The sequence below is a fragment of the Roseomonas sp. KE2513 genome, assembly GCF_016107305.1.
Taxonomy (GTDB): domain Bacteria; phylum Pseudomonadota; class Alphaproteobacteria; order Acetobacterales; family Acetobacteraceae; genus Roseomonas.
Genome location: NZ_RCVR01000009.1, coordinates 169,953 through 187,614 on the forward strand (window position 1 = coordinate 169,953; position 17,662 = coordinate 187,614).

Below are 17,662 nucleotides of genomic sequence, written 5' to 3' on the forward strand. Positions count from 1 at the left end.
GCAGATCCGGCCACAGGGCGGAAGCGGGCGGGCGAACTGGTCCGTAGAATGTCGCCCGGTGGTCGAGTAAACCATCGGCGGCCCTGTTTGGGGCGGCTCTAGAGCAACGGGGGTGGCCCCCCGGCATGGGGTCGAAGCCACGCAGATGGGCTGCGGATTATGTCGGCTTCGGCAGTTCAGGTCCGTGAAACTCTCTACTCCTCCCCAACCGAGGGCGATCCGGCGAGCACGCCGCCGTCGATCACGATGGTCTGCCCCGTCATGAACCGTCCCGCCGCCGAGGCAAGGAACACCGCCGCCCCCGCGATCTCGTCGGGCTCGCCAATGCGCTGGAGCGGCGTGTCCCGCGTGCGCTTGCGCAGGATTGCCGGATCCTCCCACAGCGCCCGCGCGAAATCGGTCCGCACCAGCCCGGGCGCGATGCAATTGGCGCGGATGTTCCGTGGCCCCCACTCCACCGCGAGGTTCCGCACGAGCTGCATGTCCGCCGCCTTCGAGATCCCGTAGGCGCCGAGCACCGGTGAGCCGCGCAGCCCCGCGATGGAGGAGACGACGATGATGCTTCCGCCACCGCGCTCCGCCATCCCCGGCGCCACCATGTTCGCGAGCCAGAAGTTGGAGCGCACGTTCGATCCCATGATCTTGTCGAAGGCCTCGTCCGGCAGCGTGGCGGAGGGGCCGAAATGCGGGTTCACCGCCGCGTTGCACACGGCCGCGTCGATCCGCCCCCAGCGCGACAGCGCCGCCTCCACCAGCGCGCCCAGATCCTCCTTGCGGCCGATGTTGCAGGCCTGGGCGACGGCTTCCCCGCCGGCCGCCAGGATCTCCTCCACCACCGTCTGGCAGGCCTCGACCTTGCGCGAGGAGACGACCACGCGCGCCCCATGCTGGGCCATGCGAAGCGCGATCGCCCGCCCGATCCCGCGCGAGCCGCCGGTCACAAGCGCCACCTGTCCCGTGAGGTCGAAGAGGCTGGCCTCTACCGGATCGCCAAAACCCATCGCTTCCCTTCCCCTGATCCGCGCCGCGGGCTTGTGCCGCCAGCCGTGCCGCGGCCAGTCTGCCTCGCGAACGCCAAGGAGGAGAAGCGCGCTTGAGCCTGAGAGGAGTGGCCTGCATCGCGGGCGCCTACGAGCACCCGACGCGAAAGGCCGAGGACAAGAGCACCGCCCAGTTGCACGCGGAGGTCGCAATCGGCGCCCTGCGTGACGCCGGCCTCACCCGCGCCGACGTGGACGGCTATTTCTGCGCCGGCGACGCCCCCGGCATGGGCCCGCTGAGCATGGCCGACTACCTCGGCCTCAACCGCCTGCGCCACCTGGACAGCACCGACATCGGCGGCAGCTCCTACCTCCTGCACGTCGCCCATGCCGCGGAAGCCATCGCGCTGGGCCGCTGCAACATCGCCCTCATCACCCTCGCGGGCCGACCGCGCTCGGAAGGCGTGGCCACCGGCACCACGCCGCGCGCCGGCAGCCCGGCGCAGCCGGACGTGCAGTTCGAGTACCCCTATGGCATCACCGTCGCGAACCTCTACGCCCTCTGCGCCCAGCGCCACATGCACGAGTACGGAACAACCTCCGAGCAGCTCGCCTGGATCAAGGTCGCCGCCTCCCACCACGCCCAGCACAACGAGCACGCCATGCTCCGCAAGGTCGTGACCGTGGAGGAGGTGGTGAACTCCCCCCTCGTGGCCGACCCGCTGCACCGGCTGGACTGCTGCGTCATCAGCGACGGCGGCGGCGCCCTCGTCGTCACGCGGCCGGAGATCGCGCGCTCCCTCGCCCGCCCCGTCGTCACCCTCCGCGGCGCGGGGGAGGCGGTGAAGCACCAGATGGGCGGCCAGCTCGACCTCACCTACACCGGCGCCCGCTTCTCCGGCCCCCGCGCCTTCGAGGAAGCCGGCGTGACACCAGCCGATATCCAGTACGCCAGCATCTACGACAGCTTCACCATCACCGTGCTCCTCCAACTGGAAGACCTCGGCTTCTGCGAGAAGGGGCAGGGCGGCCGCTTCGTCGCCGACGGCAACCTCATCTCCGGCGTCGGCAGGCTGCCCTTCAATACGGATGGCGGCGGCCTCTGCAACAACCACCCCGCCAACCGCGGCGGCATGACGAAGGTGATCGAGGCCGTCCGCCAACTTCGCGGGGAGGCGCACCCCGCCGTGCAGGTGCCCAACTGCGCCCTGGCCCTCGCCCACGGCACCGGCGGCACCATCGGCACCCGCCACGGCAGCGCCACCCTCATCCTGGAACGGGAGTGAACCCCATGAGCGAGGCCCGCATTCCGCCCAGCCCCACGCCCGACCCCTCCACTCGCGCCTTCTGGGAAGGGGCGCGGAACGGCCAGCTCCTGATCGGCCGTAACACGCAGACCGGCCGGGTCCACTACCCGCCCCGTCCTGTCTGCCCCTTCGACGACGAGGGCACGGTCGAACTCGTTCCCGCCAGCGGCCGCGCCACGCTCTACACCTTCAGCATCACGCGCGCGAAAACCCCTTACGTCGTCGCCTACGCCGAACTCGAGGAAGGACCGCGCGTCCTCACTAACATCGTGGACTGCGACTTCGCGGCGCTCCGCATTGGGCAAGCCTTGCGGCTGACCTTCATCGAAACCGAAGGCGGACAGCCGCTTCCTGTGTTCACCCCTGCCTGAAGCGGTGATTCCGGGGAGAGGAAGAAGGAATTCTTCCTCTCCCCGCCCCCCTCACCATCATCTTTTTCTTCGAGTTGGGAATGCCTTACGGCCGGTGCACCTCGGGTCGCTGACCCGAGGCGAAAGCACGCTTAGGAAGGGCACCAAGAGGGAACCGGCTCTCGATCACCGCATCCGCGAAGCCAGATGGGGATCCAAGGGTCTCAGGCCCTTGGCGAGGTCCGAGGCACTGCCTCGGACGTCTGAAGAGGGCAGAGCCCTCTCTGGCTGCCGCTGCGCGGAACCCGCCTAAAGCAGCCCTTCGCGCCGGAAGGAGAGATGGCGGCCCTTGCCGATAATGAGGTGGTCGTGGACCACGACGGAGAAGACCTCGCCGGCGGTGCGGATTTCCTTCGTCATGTCGATGTCGGCGCGGCTCGGCGTCGGGTCGCCGCTGGGATGGTTGTGCACGAGGATGAGGGCGGTCGCGTGCAGTTCGAGCGCGCGGCGGATGACCTCGCGCGGGTAGACGGGCGTGTGGTTCACCGTGCCCTTCGCCTGCGCCTCGTCCGCGATGAGGCGGTTCTTGCTGTCGAGGAAGAGGATGCGGAACTGCTCGATCTTCTCGCGCGAGAGGGCGGCGTTGAGATAGGTGATCAGCCGGTCCCAGTTGTTCAGGACAGGCATCTCCATCACCTCGGCTTTTGCGAGGCGCAGCGCGGAGGCCTGGACGAGCTTGAGGGCGGCAACGCTGTGCTCGCCGAGGCCGCGCGTGGCCATCAGCTCCGCCTGCGGGGCGGCGAGGACGGCGGCGAAGCTGCCGTAGTGATTGATGAGGGACTTCGCGAGCGGCTTCGTGTCGCCGGTCTTGAAGGCGAAGAAGAGAAGCATCTCCAGCAGTTCGTAGTCGGCCAGGGCGTCCGGCCCGCGCTCAAGGAGCTTCACGCGCATCCGGCCGCGATGGCCCTGGGGGCCGGTGCTGGGGAAAGGGGTGCCCGGGATGGGCGTGCCGGGGAAGGGTGCGGTGCCCTCGGGCACGATGGCGGGCGGGCCGGCGTCCCGCTCGCGGCGGGGCCTGCCGCGAGGCCGGGGGGCCTCGGCCGGGATGGCCGCCCCCGGGGCGGCGTCGCCGCGGAAAGGGAAGCGTGGGGCGGGGCCGAACTCGTCGACGGGATCATGGCCGAAGGCGCGGCCGGAGAGGTTTTCGGCGAAGCCCCGGCGGTGGGAGGGGACCTGCGCCTCGGCATAGGCGGCGGGAGGGGCGGCCCGCCTGGCCTTGCCACCGAAGATCCTTCCGAGCCACATGGCGCTGGTCCCGTCCTGGTCGTCCCACCACCTTCTTAGTAGCGGTTTCGTATCATTTCTCTACCGAAAGTTATGTTCAAGACCGTATCGATTGCGTTCACCGATCGTTCGGGCAGAAGGGCGCAACCGGTTGCGGGCAGCCCACAGCCACGGCTAGGCGGCGGGAGCCGGCCTGGGGCACGGAAAAGGCCCGGCAAGTAACGCTTCCCGAGTCGCCCTGCCGTCCCCAAAATAGAGGGATGGCTTCCCCACTCGCTTCCCCGCACGACACGCCCGATCCCGACTTCGCCGACCTGCTCGCCCAACGGCCGCATCTGCGCGCCCATGTGCTGGACGGGTTGGTGATGGACGACGTGCCGCTCGTGAACATCGCCCGAGAGGTCGGCACGCCGACCTGGGTCTATTCCGCCGCCACCCTCCGCCGCCGCCACGCGGCCCTGCGGGACGCGCTGCGGGACGCGGGGCTCACGGCCTCCATCCATTTCGCGGCGAAGGCGAATGACAGCCTCGCCGTGCTGCGCGTCCTCGGTGACGAGGGCGCAGGAGCCGACGTGGTGAGCGAGGGCGAGTTGCGCGCGGCCCGCGCCGCCGGCATCCCGGCCTCGCGCATCGTCTTCTCCGGCGTCGGCAAGACGCACCGGGAGATCGCCCTCGCGCTGGAGGAGGGCATCCTCCAGATCAATGCCGAGAGTGCGGAGGAGGTGGAGCGCATCGCCGAGGTGGCCTCCGCGACGGGGCGCGAGGCGCCGGTTTCCCTCCGCATCAACCCCGACGTGGACGCCCGCACCCACGCGAAGATCTCGACAGGACTGGCCGAGAACAAGTTCGGCATCGCCTATGGGGATGCGGCCGCCCTTTATGCCCGTATGGCCGCGATGCCAGGGATCCGCCCCACCGGCCTCGCCGTGCATATCGGCAGCCAGATCACCGAGGGGATGGCAGCCTATCGTGCCGCCTATGCGCGCGTCGCCGATCTCGCGCGGGCGCTCCTCGCGCGCGGGCTGCCGATCGAGCGGCTGGATTGCGGCGGCGGCCTCGGCATTCCCTATCGCGACGAGATCGCGCCGCCCCCCGCCGCCTTGGCGGGCGCGATCGGGACGACGCTCGGGCCGCTCGGCCTGCCTGTGATGCTGGAGCCGGGGCGCTGGATCGCGGGCCCGGCCGGGGTGCTGCTGGCCTCCGTCGTGCTGCAGAAACGCGGGCAGAACCGGCGCTTCGTGGTGCTGGACGCCGCGATGAACGACCTTGTCCGCCCGGCCATGTACGAGGCTTGGCACGGCATCCTGCCACTGGCGCCGAATGCCCTGCACGCGCCGCTCTCCCCGGCCGACGTGGTGGGGCCGGTCTGCGAGACCGGTGACACCTTCGCGCGCGGCCGCCCCTTGCCGGACCTGCCGCCCGGCGCCCTGGTCGCCTTCCTCGATGCCGGGGCCTACGGGGCCACCATGTCCTCCACCTACAACGCGCGCCCGCTGGCGGCGGAGGTGATGGTGGACGGGCACCGCTGGGCGGTGACGCGGCCGCGGCAGTCGCACGAGGCGCTGCTGGCCGGGCAGGTGGTGCCGGACTGGCTCGGGGCCCCGCTCGAGGCCGCCGCGTGACGGGTCCCGGGCCCGGCGCGGCGGCACGCGGGCCGGCGCTGCGCCGGCTCGGCCGGCTGCGCGCCAGGGCCCGGGCGGCGCTGTTCTGGGAAGCCCTTTGGCCACGGCTCTGGCCGGTGCTGGGGGTGCTTGGGGTCTTTCTCGTCCTCGCCCTCTCGGGCGTGTTCCTGCTTCTGCACCCGCTGCCGCACCTCCTGCTGCTGGGAGTGCTCACCGGGGCGCTGGTGGTGGCGGTGCTGCACGGACTGCGCGGCCTCTCCCTTCCGGACGAGCCCGCGGCGGACCGGCGGCTGGAGCGCGCCTCCGGCCTGCCGCACCGGCCGCTCGCCGCGCTGCACGACCGGCCAGCGGGGGGCGATGCCACCTCGCTCGCGCTGTGGCGCCTGCACCAGGCGCGGGAGGCAGCGCGGATCCGCGCGCTGCGGGCCGGGGTGCCGCGGCCGGGGCTGCCGGCGCGCGATCCGCGCGCGCTGCGGGCGGGGCTCGCGGTCGCGCTGGTGGCCTCCCTCGTCGCCGCGGGGGCGGAGGCGCCGGAGCGGCTGCGTCGTGCCCTCTGGCCGGCGGCGGCACCGGCCGTGCCGGGTCTGTCCGCGCAGCTTGAAGCCTGGGTGACGCCGCCGGCCTATACGGGCGCGGCGCCGGTCTTCCTCGATCCTGCGGGCGGGAGCGTGACGGCGCCGGCGGGCAGCCGGCTGCGGGTGGCGCTCTCGGGCGGCAGCGGCGCGCCGGAGCTGCTGCGGGACGGCTCGCCCGCGGCCGCCTTCCAGGCGCTCGGCCCCGGGAGCCACAGCGCGGAGATGGTGCTCGATGCCGGGGGGCAGCTCGCCGTGCGGCAGGGCGGGCGAGACGTGGCCGCCTGGTCGCTCGCCGTGCAGGCCGACGCCCCGCCGCGCATCGCTTTCGCCGAGCCGCCGGCCCAGGCCGTGCGGGGGCTTGGCACGCGCCTGCCCTGGCGCGCCGAGGATGACTGGGGCGTTGCGAGCGCGGCGGCCGAACTCCGCCTCGCCGCGCGTCCCGACGCGCCGCCGCTGGTCATCGACCTGCCGCTGCCGCCGGGCCAGCCCAAGGCGCCGCGCGGGGTGGCGCAGCCCGACCTTTCCGCCCATCCCTGGGCAGGGCTGCCGGTGCGCGTGTCCCTGCTGGCGCGGGACGGCGCGGGGCAGGAGGGTCGTTCCGATGAGGCAGCGCTGACCCTGCCGGAGCGGACCTTCAACCACCCGATCGCGCGCGGGCTGATCCTGCTGCGCAAGGGCCTCTCGCTCGATCCCAGCCAGCGGCGGCCGGCGATGGAGGGGCTGGAGCGGCTGGCGGGCCAGCCCGATGCCTTCGAAAACGACACCGCGACCGCCCTCGCGCTCCGCTCCGCCCGCACGCGGCTGGAGAGCGATACGCGCCCGGAGGCGGTGGGCGAGGTGCAGCAGACGATGTGGGAGACCGCCCTCGCCCTCGAGGAGGGCCGCGCCGACCGCACCGCCCGAGCCCTGGCCGAAACGCGGGAGCGCCTGCGCGAGGCCCTGCGCGAGCGCCAGCAGCAGGAGCGCGAGCGCGCCGAGGAGCGACAGCGCGAGGCGGACCGCCAGGAGGCCGAGCAGCGCCGCGAGCAAGAGGCCCGTCAGAACGGGGAGCCGCCGCCGCGCGAGGCCGATCAGGCCCAGCCTCCCGGCGAGAACAACCAGACTGCCGCCAACCAGGAGCAGCAGCAGCGCGAAGCCCAGCGCGACGCCGCCCGGACGGAGACGGACCGCCGCATCCAGGAGCTGCGCGACGCCGTGCGGCGGCACCTCGACGCCCTGGCGGAGCGGATCCAGCGCGACAGCGGCGAAACGCCGCCCGAGGCCCCCCCGCCCCAGGCGCGCCCGCAGGAGCGCCGCGAGGCCGAGCGCCGCACCGACCGCATGCGAGAGCAGAACCGCGAGGACCGCCCCGAGGACGCCGAGCGCGAGCTGGCCGAACTCGAGAAGATGCTGGAGGACCTCGAGAACGGCCAGATGGCCGAGAACCGGCGCGAGGAGCGCCGACAGCGGCGCGAGCGCGGGCAGCAGCAGATGGGCGTGATCCAGGACATGGTGCGCCGCGAGTCCGGCCTGCTCGATGGCGCCCACCGCCGCAGCGAGGCCGAGTCCGCACGGCGCGAGCGGGAGCGCCGCCAGTCCTATCCCTGGAACCGCGGCCTGCCACCCGAGCCCCAGGCGCAGCCAACGCCGCCCGAGACGACGGCGGATGCCCGGGTGCAGCGGGCGCTCCGCCGCGCGCTCGGCGAGCTGATGCAGCAGCAGGGCGACCTGACCGGGGAAGTGCCTGCCCCCCTTGGCCGCGCCGACCAGGCGATGCGCGACAGCGCCGAGGCCCTGGGCAGCGGCGCCGACCCGCGCCCGCACCAGGAACGGGCGATCCGCGAGCTCTCCGAGGGCGGGCGGCAGATGGCGCAGCGCATGCAACGTCAGTTCGGCCGCCCCGACCGCCCCCAGCCCGGCGAGGAAGAAGGCGAGGGCGAAGGAGAAGGCCAGGGCGACGCCATGGCGGACGGCTCCGAGCGCGGCGGCGAGGGCCAGGACCAGATGGCCCAGAACGGCGAAGGACGCGACCCGCTGGGCCGGCGCCTGCGGGAAGGAACCGGAACCTCAGAGGAGGGCGGCGATACCCGTGTGCCGGAAGAGGCGGAAATGCTCCGCACCCGGCGGCTGCAGGAGGAACTGCGGCGGCGCCACGCGGAACGGGAACGGCCGACGGCTGAGCTGGATTATATCGACCGGCTGCTGCGGTTGTTCTGATCTGACGGCGCGGGCTACTTCAGGGGAGAGAAAGGATTCTCTCCCCCGAGCCCCCCACTCATCTTTTTCTACCTGTGTGAAATGCTTTGCGGCCGGTGCGCCTCGGGTCCTAGACCCGAGGCGACTGCACGCCCAGGAAGGGCACAGGGAAAGAACCGCTCCAATCATCGCATCCGCGGCAGCCAAGCGGGGATCCAAGGGCCTCAGGCCCTTGGCGGGTGAGGTCTGGAGAGGGCGGAGCCCTCTCCAGAGGGGCCGTGCCTCACCCCAAAACTTCGTCTGCCCCCAGGACCGACGTCGTGAAAACATGGGCGTTGTTGACTATCCAGCGCGGGTCCGCGCGCAAGGCGGCCATGAAGGCGCGGTGCCCGTCCTGTTCGCGACCAACAAGGCAACCGGCGCCGGCGCCGCCCACTTCGTCCTGCGGCGCGCCGAGGCCGCCGTGCTGGTCGATAATGAGCAACTCCTCGCCCTCCGGGTCGTCCGCGCGGTGGAAGTCGCGGTTGGCGTCGCGGGTCACGGGCAGGGGTGTCAGTTGCACCAGGGCTTCCTGTTCCTGGGGCGTCCCGATGGCGGTGCGGCCGACGACCCAGGCGCGATGCTGGCCGTGGCGCAGCCGCGGGGCCCCGGCGGGTTCGGCGGGTTCCTCGACGGCGGGGCGGCCGGGGGCGGTGGTGGCGGTCCAGGCGCCGGCGATCTCCGGGCGGCCGCCGGGGGCGACGCGCAGCAGCAGGCGCAGGTCGTCGAAGTGGTCAGGGCGGCGCGGGGTGCGGCGGCCCTGCGTGTCGAGCCCTTCGACGTAGATGATATTAGTGCAGTCCGGGTGGCGGCAGATCCAGTCGCCGCGGCGGAGAAGGGCGGCGGCGATCCGGCCAGCGAGGTCGGGGCCGGGATGCAGCGGCAGGACCTCGGGCGCGGCGAGGAGGGCGCGCGCCGCGTCGGGCGAGAGCGCGCCCTCGTAGTCGAGGCCCGAGAGGCGGCAGAATTCCATCAGCGCCCACTGGGTGGCCGGTCCGAGGAAGCCGTCCTCCGGCGGGTCGAGCAGGCCTGCGGCCGAGAGACGCGCCTGGAGTTCCGAGACCAGGGTGTTGTCCTTGATGAGGAGGGCCGAGGTCAGCGGCTCCTTCCCTTCGCGCGCGAAGGCGTCCAGTCGCTCCATCGTTCCTCCCGGGCGCCGAGCTCGGCACGGGGGACGAACGGGCGCGAGGCGTGGCCGTTGCCCGCGGGCGCGGCCGGTCAGGTGCCAGGGGCGGCGGGCGTGTCCGGCCGGTCCGCGCCTGGCACGGCCAGGCGCGCGTCCAGGATGGCGCGGATTGCCTCGGCGAGTCTCGGCACGACGTAGGGTTTCTCGATGAGGGCGAGTTCGCGCGAGGGCGCGCCCTCCTCCGGGCTCAGGGCGGCCGGTCCGCCGGAGGTCGCAAGGATAGGCAGGCTTGGCCAGCGGCGGGCCACCTCCTCCGTCAGCTGGTGGCCCGAGATGCCCGCGAGGCCCGTATCCGTGAACAGCAGCGCCACGCCGGGATTGTTCTCGAGCGCGGTAAGCGCGCCGGAGGCGTCCTTCGCCCCGATGACGTGGTAGCCGAGCGACTGGAGCCCCTCGGCCGTGCAGGCGAGGATTTCCGGTTGGTCCTCCACCACCAGGACCGTCTCGCCGTGGCCGATGCAGGGGTCCGAGACCTGCACCACGGACGTGCCGGCCTTTTCGCTGACCTGGAGGCGGGGAAGGATGATCGTGACGGCGGTGCCGGTGCCGGGATGGCTGTCGATCGCCACATGGCCGCCGGCATGGGTTGCGAACTCGATCACCTGATAGAGGCCGAGGCCCGTTCCCTTGCCCGCGGGCTTGGTGGTGAAGAAGGGCTCGAAGGCGCGGGCTACCACCTCGGGCGACATGCCGCTGCCGGTGTCGCGCACCGTGATCCGCATGAACTCCTGCCCGGCGATCGGCAGCGGGTCCGGCACGCCGGGATCGCCGCGCGTCGCCCGCGCGGTCTCGATCCGGACGGAGCCGCCCTCGGCCATGGCGTCGCGCGCGTTGATCACGAGGTTGAGCAGCGCGATCTCGAACTGGTTGGGATCGGCGAGCACGATCCAGGGGCAGTCGACGAGGGCGAAGTCCACGCCAAGGGCGCTGGCGGAGGACTGGCGGATGAGGTCGGCCATGCCGAGGACGATGGCGTTCGGGTCCACCGGCCGCGGCTCGCGCAGCTGTTGGCGGGAGAAGGCGAGGAGGCGCTGGGTGAGGAGGGCGGCGCGCTTGGCCCCGCTGCGCGCCTGCTCGATGCTGCGCCCGGCGCGGTCGAGGTCGAGCTCCTTGATGGAGCGCTCCGCCCGGTCGAGGTTGCCGAGGATGACCATCAGCAGGTTGTTGAAGTCGTGCGCCACGCCGCCCGTGAGGTGGCCGACCGCCTCCATCTTCTGCGTCTGGTGGAGCTGGTCCTCGGCCTGCCGGCGCGCGGTGATGTCGGTGTAGAGCGTGACGTAGCCGCCATCCGGCAGGCGGTTGCGCCGGAGCTCCAGCACCTGCCCGTTGGGCCGCCGCCGCTCGATGGTGCCGAGGCTGAGGCCGCGGCGGATCTGCTCCAGCCGGCGGGCGACCTCGGCTTCGATGTCCACCTCGCCGAACTCGCCGGCTTTGGCCTGGGCGCGCAGGATCTCCTCCAGCGACATGCCGACATGCAACTGCTCCGGCGGGACGCCCGTGCAGTCGGGGAAGCGCGCGTTCCACTCCAGCAGGTGGAGATCGGCATCCATCATCATGACGCCGTCCGTCATGCCGGAGAGCAGCGCGGCGAAGCGGTCGGCCCGAGTGCTGTCCGAAACGGTGGGTGCGGCCGGTACCGTGGAGGCCGCCGCGACCGGCGCGACAACGACGGCCGGAACGGCATCGGCGCCGTTGCCATTGCCGGGCGGGCGGCGCCCCCCGTGCCGCAGGCGCCGGCCGGCCGCGGAGAGTAGATCGATGCCTGCTCGCCTCCATCCAGGCACAGCTTTTTCCTTATCTGGGCTGGGCGTTTCACCAATGTTTCACTCAGCCTCCAGGGGAAGCTAGGAACGGGATGCGGAACAACAACGACATAGGATAAGTTTTGTTATCAGCACGATTCGTTGAGAATCCAGTCGGTTTTTCTCCGCGGCGCAGCAAAATCTCCTCTTTCGAGACACGAACCTCCTGATAATCGAACCCGCATGTTCCGGAAATACATCCTCCACGGTGCTCCGAAGATCCGGGCGTAAACGGCTGACCTTGCCCGCGGTTGGCCGGTCCGGTTCCACCATCGTTGAACAGCTTCGGGCGGTCGCCCCACGCGGAACCCGCCGGCTGTGCCCTGGCAGGTCGCGAAAAAATTTCAGGCGGGCGGGGACTCCGTGCCGGCGGCGTCCCGCCAGAGCATGACCAGCACAGCCATGACGGCCGGGCCGAGGAAGAGGCCGAGGAGCCCGAGGCTCTCCACCCCGCCAAGGATGCCGAGCAGGACCCAGAGGAAGGGCAGTCGAGTCGCACCGCCGATGAGCGCCGGGCGCACCAGGTGGTCGGCCAGGAACAGCACGACCATGCCGAAGACGAAGACGCTGACCGCCGCCGCCAGGGCGCCCGCGGAAAGGAGGACCAGCGCCGCCGCGCCGAAGACGAGGGGGGCGGCAAAGGGCACCATGGCCGCGACCGCCGTCAGCGCCGCGAACATCACGGGATGGGGGACGCCCGCCACGCCATAGGCAATGCCGAGCAGCACGCCCTCCGCCAGGCCCACCAGCACGAGGCCGCTGACCGTGCCGCGGATCGAGGCCACCGCCTGCCGCCCGAGCCGCTCGCAGCCTGGGCCCAGCAGGCGGTCCGCCACGCGCTGCACCTGGGCCGCCAGGGCCTCGCCGTCGCGGAAGAGGAAGAAGAGGGCGAGGAGGGTGAAGCCGAAGAGCACGGCGCGGTGGGCCAGCGCCCCCCCGAAGCTGCGGCCGAGGCCGATCAGTTCCCCCTGGCTCAGCCGGTGGAGAAAACCTGCCGCAGCCCCCGGCGCCGAAAGCGCCTGCGTCCACCATTCCGCGGCTTGCGGCCCGATAAGGGGAAGGGTGGGAACCCAGGCGGGCAGGGTGGCGCCGTGCGCCCGCGCCGCCGCCAGCCAGTGCAGGGCGGCGCGCGCTTCCTCTCCCAACTCCACCGCGACGAGGCCGAGGGGCAGGAGGAAGACGAGGGCCAGCGCCGCTGTCGCGAGGGCCGGGATCAGCACGCCGGAGGGCGCCGCCCCTCGCGCCTGCAGGCGCTGAACGAGTGGCCAAGTGGCGATCGCGAGGACCACCGCCCAGCCAAGCGCGGGAAGGAAGCCCCGGATGATCCAGCCGCCGAGCAGCACCAGCCCGAGGAGGAGAGCCACTCGCGCCGCGCGCTGGAGCCGGGCGGAGGGGGCTGAAGGCAGAGCGGGGCGTTCCATGGAACGCACCATGCCGCACCCGCCCAGCGGGGACCAAGCGCGCGGGAAGCGGGGCGGCTGGGCATGGGGCGGGAGGGCGGCTAGGGGGAGGCGGCGCCCTGTGCAACCCTGCCCGCCCGGAGCCCCTGCATGCTGTCCCCCTCCCCCTTGTGGCAACGGGCGGCCGCGCTGCTCCTGGCCATCGCCTTCCTCGGTGCGGCCCCCTTCCGTGCTGCCCTGGCCGCGCCGCCTGATGCCGCGCGCTGCGAGGCCGCCCTCGCGGGCCCGGCGGCCGAGACCCGCCCCATTGAGCTGTCGATCTCCGGGCTGCTGCCCTTCGCGCGCGACATCCTCTCCCACCATGCCCTTCGCGGCGGGCTGCGGGACCACGAGCTGCGGCTCGGGCTGCGGCTCGGCGAGGTGCGGAACCTGCGCCTGCCCGAGGGCAATCCGGCCACGATCTATCCCCCCGGACGCAGCGCCGCGGAGGTGCTGGAGGACCCCCGCTCCCGCATCCACCCGCTCTGGCGGCTGGACGAGGCGACGGTGCTGGCGGCCGACATCGCCTACGACATCCGCCTGCCGGCGGACGGACGGCCGGTGCTGGACGCCTCAAGCGCGGCGCAGCTTCGCGCCTACCGCCTCCTGCGCCTCTACGGCGACGAATTCAGCGGCTTCGCGGCGGCGGTCTTCGAGGCGCGGCCGGAGAGCGGCCTGGCCCCGCACCGCATCCTGGCCATCGCCGGCACCCATGTCTTCGAGCACCGGGACTTCCGGAGCTGGGGATCGGGCCTCACCTTCGGGCGGGCACAGTTCACCTCCACCGCCGCGCTGCGGATGATCGCCGATGCCGCCGCCTATGCCCGCGACCCAGCGGGCGGCGAGGTGGTGCTGACCGGCCAGAGCCAGGGCGGTCTGGTGGCGCAGGGCGTGGGCTACCTCCTCCAGGCGCTGCTCGACGCAGCGCCAGGGCCGCACCGCCTCGCTCATGTCGTCTCCTGGGGTGCGGCGGGGGTGGAGGAGGTGATCGGGCGCGTGATCGCCCAGGCGCGGGAGGATGGCGGCCGGGGCCTGCCGGCCGATCTCGAGCGCCACTGGGCTGCCTCCGACGCCGACTACCCGGCCGCCGCCACCACCTGGGCCGCGCTGCTGCGGGGCTGGGCGGCCATCCCGCCCCGCAGGGAGGCGGCAAGCATCCGCGCGACCATGGCCCGCATGCGCGTGCTCGGCTACTTCTTCGAGATCGACCTCTTCGCCCGCGCCGGTACCTTCCCCGGCACGACCCTGGCCTTCCCCACCGACCTCATCCTGCCCTCGGGCTGCGACATGACGGTCGTGGAGGCGCTGATCGGGACCCGCACCGGAATGGGAGCCGGCGCGCTCGGCGTGCGCCTTGAATCCCACTTCCTGAAAGGCTATCGCCGCGCCGTCTCGCGCGGGGCCATCGCGGTGGCACGTCCCGCCCTGCCCGCGAAATGGCCCTGGGTGACGGAAGCCCTGCCGCTGGCCGAGGCGCTCGGCCTCGCCTGGCTCGAAACCCTCTACCTCGAAGGACCGGCCGCGAGCGCCGCCAATTGGCGCGACTGCCTCGCCTCGGCGCGATGGCAAACCCAGGGAAACCGCTCCTGCCGGGAGGGCTTCTGGGAGGGGTGCGCGCCCGGTGAGGGAGCCGGCGGGTGGTGCCTCATCCGCGAGTCCGGTGGCGGTTTGCCGGGGTGAGGCGCGACTGTCCTGGGGAGGGCTCCGCCCTCTCTGGACCACTGGGCGAAGGCGCAGGGTTCGTCCCGCGCCCGCCACAGGCCTGAAGCCCTTGGGCCCCCGTCTGGCTTGCGCAGCTCTTTCCGAAGGGGCAGTCGCCTCGATTCCACGACACGAGGCGCACCGGCCGGAACCGACCGGAACAAAGCTTCTCAGGCGTAGGCGTAGGGCCCACCCCGCTCCAGCGCCCGCTGATAGGCGGGCCGCGCGTGGATGCGCGCCAGGAAGGCACCCGGGTTAGGCTGCCCCTCCCCGAACGGCGAGCGCGAGGACGCCGCCTCCAGCGGGAAGCTCATCATGATGTCCGCGGCCGTCATCTCCGGCCCGGCGAACCAGCCCGTCGGCGCCAACGCCTCGTTCCAGTAAGCTTTCAGCCGCTCCAGGTTCGGCCCGACGAAGCCTTTCTGCACGCCTTCCATCATCCCTCGCGCCATCGACTGCGCGGCCGGCGGCATCCCATCCGGTAGGCGGCCCAGCACCAGCGTCATCACCAGCGGCGGCATGGCCGATCCCTCCGCGTGGTGCATCCAGTGGCGGAATCGCCACCACTCCGCCCCGCCCCGCTCTGGCTCAAGCCGGCCGGTGCCGTGGCGTTCGAGAATGTACTCGACGATGGCCCCGGTCTCCGCCACCACGAGGTCGCCTTCGGTCACCACCGGCGCCTTGCCCAGCGGATGCACCGCCCGCAGCGCCTCGGGCGCCAGCAGCGTCGCGGCATCCCGCTCGTAGCGCCGGACCTCGTAGGGAAGCCCCAGCTCCTCCAACAACCAGAGCACGCGCTGGGAGCGGGAGTTGTTCAGGTGATGGACGGTGAGCACGGGCTTCTCCGGAGGGATTAGAGCTTGCAGCGGTCGGCGAAGGCGTCACCCAAAGGGTCGAGGATGCGCCGCTGCGTCACCAGCGTCGGCTTGCCGTCCGCCCCCGGCGCCACCTTCAGCCCCCACCAGGCCTGCACCGGGTGCTGATTCGGCCCGAAGCGGAACTCCCCGCGCACGGAGGCGAAGTCGGCCTTCAGCATCGCCGCCCGGAAGGCCGCCGGATCGGCCACTGAGCCGCCGGTCGCCCGCAGCGCCGCGCCGATCGCGTTCGCGGTGTCGAAGCCCTGCGCCGCGTACATGGTAGGCATCCGCCCGTGCTTCGCCGCATAGGCGGCCACGAAGCGGCGGTTGGCCTCGTTCGGGAAGTCCGCGTTCCAGTGCCCGGACACGTCGATTCCCAGCGCCGCATCGCCCAGCGCCGCCACGATCCGGTGGTCCATCGAGGGCTCGGAGACCACCATCGGCACCGCGCCCAGCAGCCCCGCCCCCTGGTACTGCCGCAGGAAGGCGATGCCCGTGCCGCCCGGGTGGAACTGATAGACGGCGTCCGGCCGCTCGGACCGGATGATCGCCATCTCCGCCGAGAAGTCCACCTGATCCGGCCGCGTGTAGATCTCCCGCACCACCTCGCCTTTGAATAGCCGGCGAAAGCCCGCGATCGCCTCGCGCCCCGTGATAAAGTTCGGCGCCAGCACCATGACGCGGCGATAGCCGAGGTCGCTCGCCAGCGCCCCCGCGCTCGCCTGCATCGAATCCGTCAGCCAGGAGACGACGAAGTAGTTCCGGTGGCACTCGCGCCCCGCGAAATCCGCCGGGCCCGCATTCGCGCTGACAAAGATCCCGCCGGCATCGAGCACCGCTGGCACCACCGTCCCCGCCACGTTGCTGAAGACAAGACCAGAGAAGAGCCGCGCGCGCTCCGCCCCCATCATCCGCTCCGCCGCCTGCTGGCCCTGGCCGGGGCGGGCCGCGTCGTCCTCCACCAGCAGGCGCACCCTGGTCCCGCCCAGCGCGTCGCCGCCCTCGGCGATGCCGAGCTCGAAACCCGCCCGCACCTCCTCGCCGAGATAGCCGGCCGGGCCGGAAAGCGTGGTGACGAAGCCGATCGGCAGCACCGTCCCTGCTGCCCCCTGGGCGCTCAGCAGGGCCGGGCGCGCCAGCACCGCGCCCGCCACCGCCATCCCCAGCCCGCGCCGGTCGATTGCCATCGCCAGATCCCCTCCACCTCGGGCGGGCAGGCTGGCGCCCGGCCGCGCGCCGCGCAAGGATGACCCATGGCCGGCTCCCTGCTGCATACCGAGACACTCCGCCTGGGCGCTGCCGAGATCACCCGCATCGCCGATGGCGAATCCGTCACCTGGCCGCTCCCCGCCCTCTTCGCCGGCGCGGACAGCACCCTACTGGCCGAGGCCGCGCCCCTGCTGCCGCCGGGTCACCTGGACCCCGCCGCGGGCACGATCGGCCTCTCCTTCAATCTTTGCCTTATCCGCACGCCGGATTTCACGGCGCTGATCGACGCCGGGATCGGCGCCGGCAAGGAGCGCCCCTCCCGCCCCGCCTGGCACCGGCGGGAATCGCCCCTTCTCGAAACCCTCGCCGCCCTCGGCGTGGCGCCCGACGGGGTGGACATCGTCGTGAACACCCATCTCCACGCCGATCATGTCGGCTGGAACACGCGCCGCGAGAACGGGCGATGGGTGCCGAGCTTCCCGCGCGCGCGCTACGTCATCCCGCGCGTTGAACTCGACCACCTCGCCGCCCGGCAGGCCGCCGATCCCGCGACGCCGGCCCTGCATGGCGCCTATGCCGACAGCATCCTCCCGGTCATCGAGGCAGGCCTGGTGGAGCCCGCCAATCCGCCCTGCACCATCGCGCCCGGTCTTCTCCTCCACCCCGCCCCCGGCCACTCGCCGGGACAGGCGATAGCGCGGCTGGAAACGGCAGCAGGCGTCTTCGTGGTGCTTGCGGATGCGGTGCACGTCACGTTGCAACTCGCGCGGCCGGAACTGACCTCCAACTTCTGCGCCAACCCCGCCCAGGCCGTCGCCACCCGCCGCGCCCTGCTGGAAGGGCTCTCGGCAGAGGGCGCACTCGTGATGGCCTACCACTTCCCGCCACCCTCCTTCGGGCAGGTCGAGCGCCACGGCGAAGGGTGGAGGCTGCGGCCGGTTGTTGCCGAGCGGCGGGAAGGTTCCTGAACGGGTGCGCCGGGGAGAGGAAGAAGGAATTCTTCCTCTCCCCGGACCCCTCACCATCATCTTCTTTTATCTGATCAAAATTACTGGGTGGCCGGTGCGCCTCGGCTCGCGGACCCGAGGCGACGACACGTTCAGGAAGGCTCCGCGACAGCGGGATGGGGCTCCAAG

The 17,662-nt window shown here is 72.3% G+C and carries 13 protein-coding genes; 6 read left to right on the forward strand and 7 right to left on the reverse strand.

From position 1 onward, the window contains the following. Positions 1–194: 194 nt before the first annotated feature. Complete coding sequence (locus D9599_RS11740; RefSeq protein WP_198381420.1) at positions 195–1,001, reverse strand: SDR family NAD(P)-dependent oxidoreductase; 807 nt, start codon at positions 999–1,001, stop codon at positions 195–197. Positions 1,002–1,093: 92 nt separating this feature from the next. Between D9599_RS11740 and D9599_RS11745 the strand changes: the two genes are divergently transcribed. Together D9599_RS11745 and D9599_RS11750 are read left to right on the forward strand one after the other, a co-directional pair. Then, complete coding sequence (locus D9599_RS11745; protein ID WP_198381421.1) at positions 1,094–2,266, forward strand: thiolase domain-containing protein; 1,173 nt, start codon at positions 1,094–1,096, stop codon at positions 2,264–2,266. Between the two features lie 5 nt (positions 2,267–2,271). Beyond that, on the forward strand, positions 2,272–2,658 hold the full coding sequence (locus D9599_RS11750; RefSeq protein WP_198381422.1) for a Zn-ribbon domain-containing OB-fold protein: 387 nt from the start codon (positions 2,272–2,274) through the stop codon (positions 2,656–2,658). A 288-nt stretch (positions 2,659–2,946) separates the two neighbouring features. Here the strand turns inward: D9599_RS11750 and radC are convergent, their stop codons facing one another. Further along, positions 2,947–3,942, reverse strand: coding sequence for a RadC family protein (gene radC, locus D9599_RS31325; protein WP_232480393.1), 996 nt, complete (start codon positions 3,940–3,942; stop codon positions 2,947–2,949). A gap of 239 nt (positions 3,943–4,181) precedes the next feature. Between radC and lysA the strand changes: the two genes are divergently transcribed. Both lysA and D9599_RS11765 read left to right on the forward strand, forming a co-directional pair. Further along, positions 4,182–5,543, forward strand: a complete 1,362-nt coding sequence (gene lysA, locus D9599_RS11760) for a diaminopimelate decarboxylase (RefSeq protein WP_198381423.1) — start codon at positions 4,182–4,184, stop codon at positions 5,541–5,543. Next, positions 5,540–8,314, forward strand: a complete 2,775-nt coding sequence (locus tag D9599_RS11765; protein WP_198381424.1) for a DUF4175 domain-containing protein — start codon at positions 5,540–5,542, stop codon at positions 8,312–8,314. The genes lysA and D9599_RS11765 overlap by 4 nt, the downstream gene beginning before the upstream one ends. Before the next feature lie 262 nt (positions 8,315–8,576). Here D9599_RS11765 and D9599_RS11770 read toward each other — a convergent pair whose 3' ends face one another. The 3 genes from D9599_RS11770 to D9599_RS11780 form a co-directional block, all read right to left on the reverse strand. Then, on the reverse strand, positions 8,577–9,473 hold the full coding sequence (locus D9599_RS11770) for a peptidoglycan-binding protein (protein ID WP_198381425.1): 897 nt from the start codon (positions 9,471–9,473) through the stop codon (positions 8,577–8,579). 77 nt (positions 9,474–9,550) lie between these two features. Further along, on the reverse strand, positions 9,551–11,302 hold the full coding sequence (locus D9599_RS11775; RefSeq protein ID WP_198381426.1) for a PAS-domain containing protein: 1,752 nt from the start codon (positions 11,300–11,302) through the stop codon (positions 9,551–9,553). 362 nt (positions 11,303–11,664) lie between these two features. After that, on the reverse strand, positions 11,665–12,741 hold the full coding sequence (locus tag D9599_RS11780; protein WP_198381427.1) for an AI-2E family transporter: 1,077 nt from the start codon (positions 12,739–12,741) through the stop codon (positions 11,665–11,667). A gap of 129 nt (positions 12,742–12,870) precedes the next feature. Here D9599_RS11780 and D9599_RS11785 point away from each other — a divergent pair, with 129 nt between their 5' ends. Next, positions 12,871–14,439: a hypothetical protein gene (locus D9599_RS11785; RefSeq protein WP_198381428.1), complete on the forward strand. Its 1,569-nt coding sequence runs from the start codon at positions 12,871–12,873 to the stop codon at positions 14,437–14,439. Between the two features lie 191 nt (positions 14,440–14,630). On the opposite strand, the gene D9599_RS11790 is transcribed toward D9599_RS11785, so the two are convergent. Then, entirely contained in the window at positions 14,631–15,296 is a 666-nt protein-coding gene (locus D9599_RS11790; protein WP_198381429.1) for a glutathione S-transferase family protein, read from the reverse strand. A gap of 17 nt (positions 15,297–15,313) precedes the next feature. Further along, the gene (locus D9599_RS11795; RefSeq protein WP_198381430.1) at positions 15,314–16,504 is read right to left on the reverse strand and encodes an ABC transporter substrate-binding protein; all 1,191 of its coding nucleotides are present in this window, start codon (positions 16,502–16,504) and stop codon (positions 15,314–15,316) included. Positions 16,505–16,570: 66 nt separating this feature from the next. Here D9599_RS11795 and D9599_RS11800 point away from each other — a divergent pair, with 66 nt between their 5' ends. Continuing rightward, positions 16,571–17,494, forward strand: coding sequence for an MBL fold metallo-hydrolase (locus tag D9599_RS11800; RefSeq protein WP_198381431.1), 924 nt, complete (start codon positions 16,571–16,573; stop codon positions 17,492–17,494). The last annotated feature ends 168 nt before the right edge of the window (positions 17,495–17,662 follow it).

What these genes read in the sequence shown, in the direction of transcription:
- D9599_RS11740 (WP_198381420.1), bottom strand. Translation starts at nt 1,001, where the DNA reads ATGGGTTTTGGCGATCCGGTAGAGGCCAGCCTCTTCGACCTCACGGGA.
- D9599_RS11770 (WP_198381425.1), bottom strand. Translation starts at nt 9,473, where the DNA reads ATGGAGCGACTGGACGCCTTCGCGCGCGAAGGGAAGGAGCCGCTGACC.
- D9599_RS11780 (WP_198381427.1), bottom strand. Translation starts at nt 12,741, where the DNA reads ATGGAACGCCCCGCTCTGCCTTCAGCCCCCTCCGCCCGGCTCCAGCGC.
- D9599_RS11800 (WP_198381431.1), top strand. Translation starts at nt 16,571, where the DNA reads ATGGCCGGCTCCCTGCTGCATACCGAGACACTCCGCCTGGGCGCTGCC.
- D9599_RS11750 (WP_198381422.1), top strand. Translation starts at nt 2,272, where the DNA reads ATGAGCGAGGCCCGCATTCCGCCCAGCCCCACGCCCGACCCCTCCACT.
- lysA (WP_198381423.1), top strand. Translation starts at nt 4,182, where the DNA reads ATGGCTTCCCCACTCGCTTCCCCGCACGACACGCCCGATCCCGACTTC.
- D9599_RS11785 (WP_198381428.1), top strand. Translation starts at nt 12,871, where the DNA reads ATGCTGTCCCCCTCCCCCTTGTGGCAACGGGCGGCCGCGCTGCTCCTG.
- D9599_RS11795 (WP_198381430.1), bottom strand. Translation starts at nt 16,504, where the DNA reads ATGGCAATCGACCGGCGCGGGCTGGGGATGGCGGTGGCGGGCGCGGTG.
- radC (WP_232480393.1), bottom strand. Translation starts at nt 3,942, where the DNA reads ATGTGGCTCGGAAGGATCTTCGGTGGCAAGGCCAGGCGGGCCGCCCCT.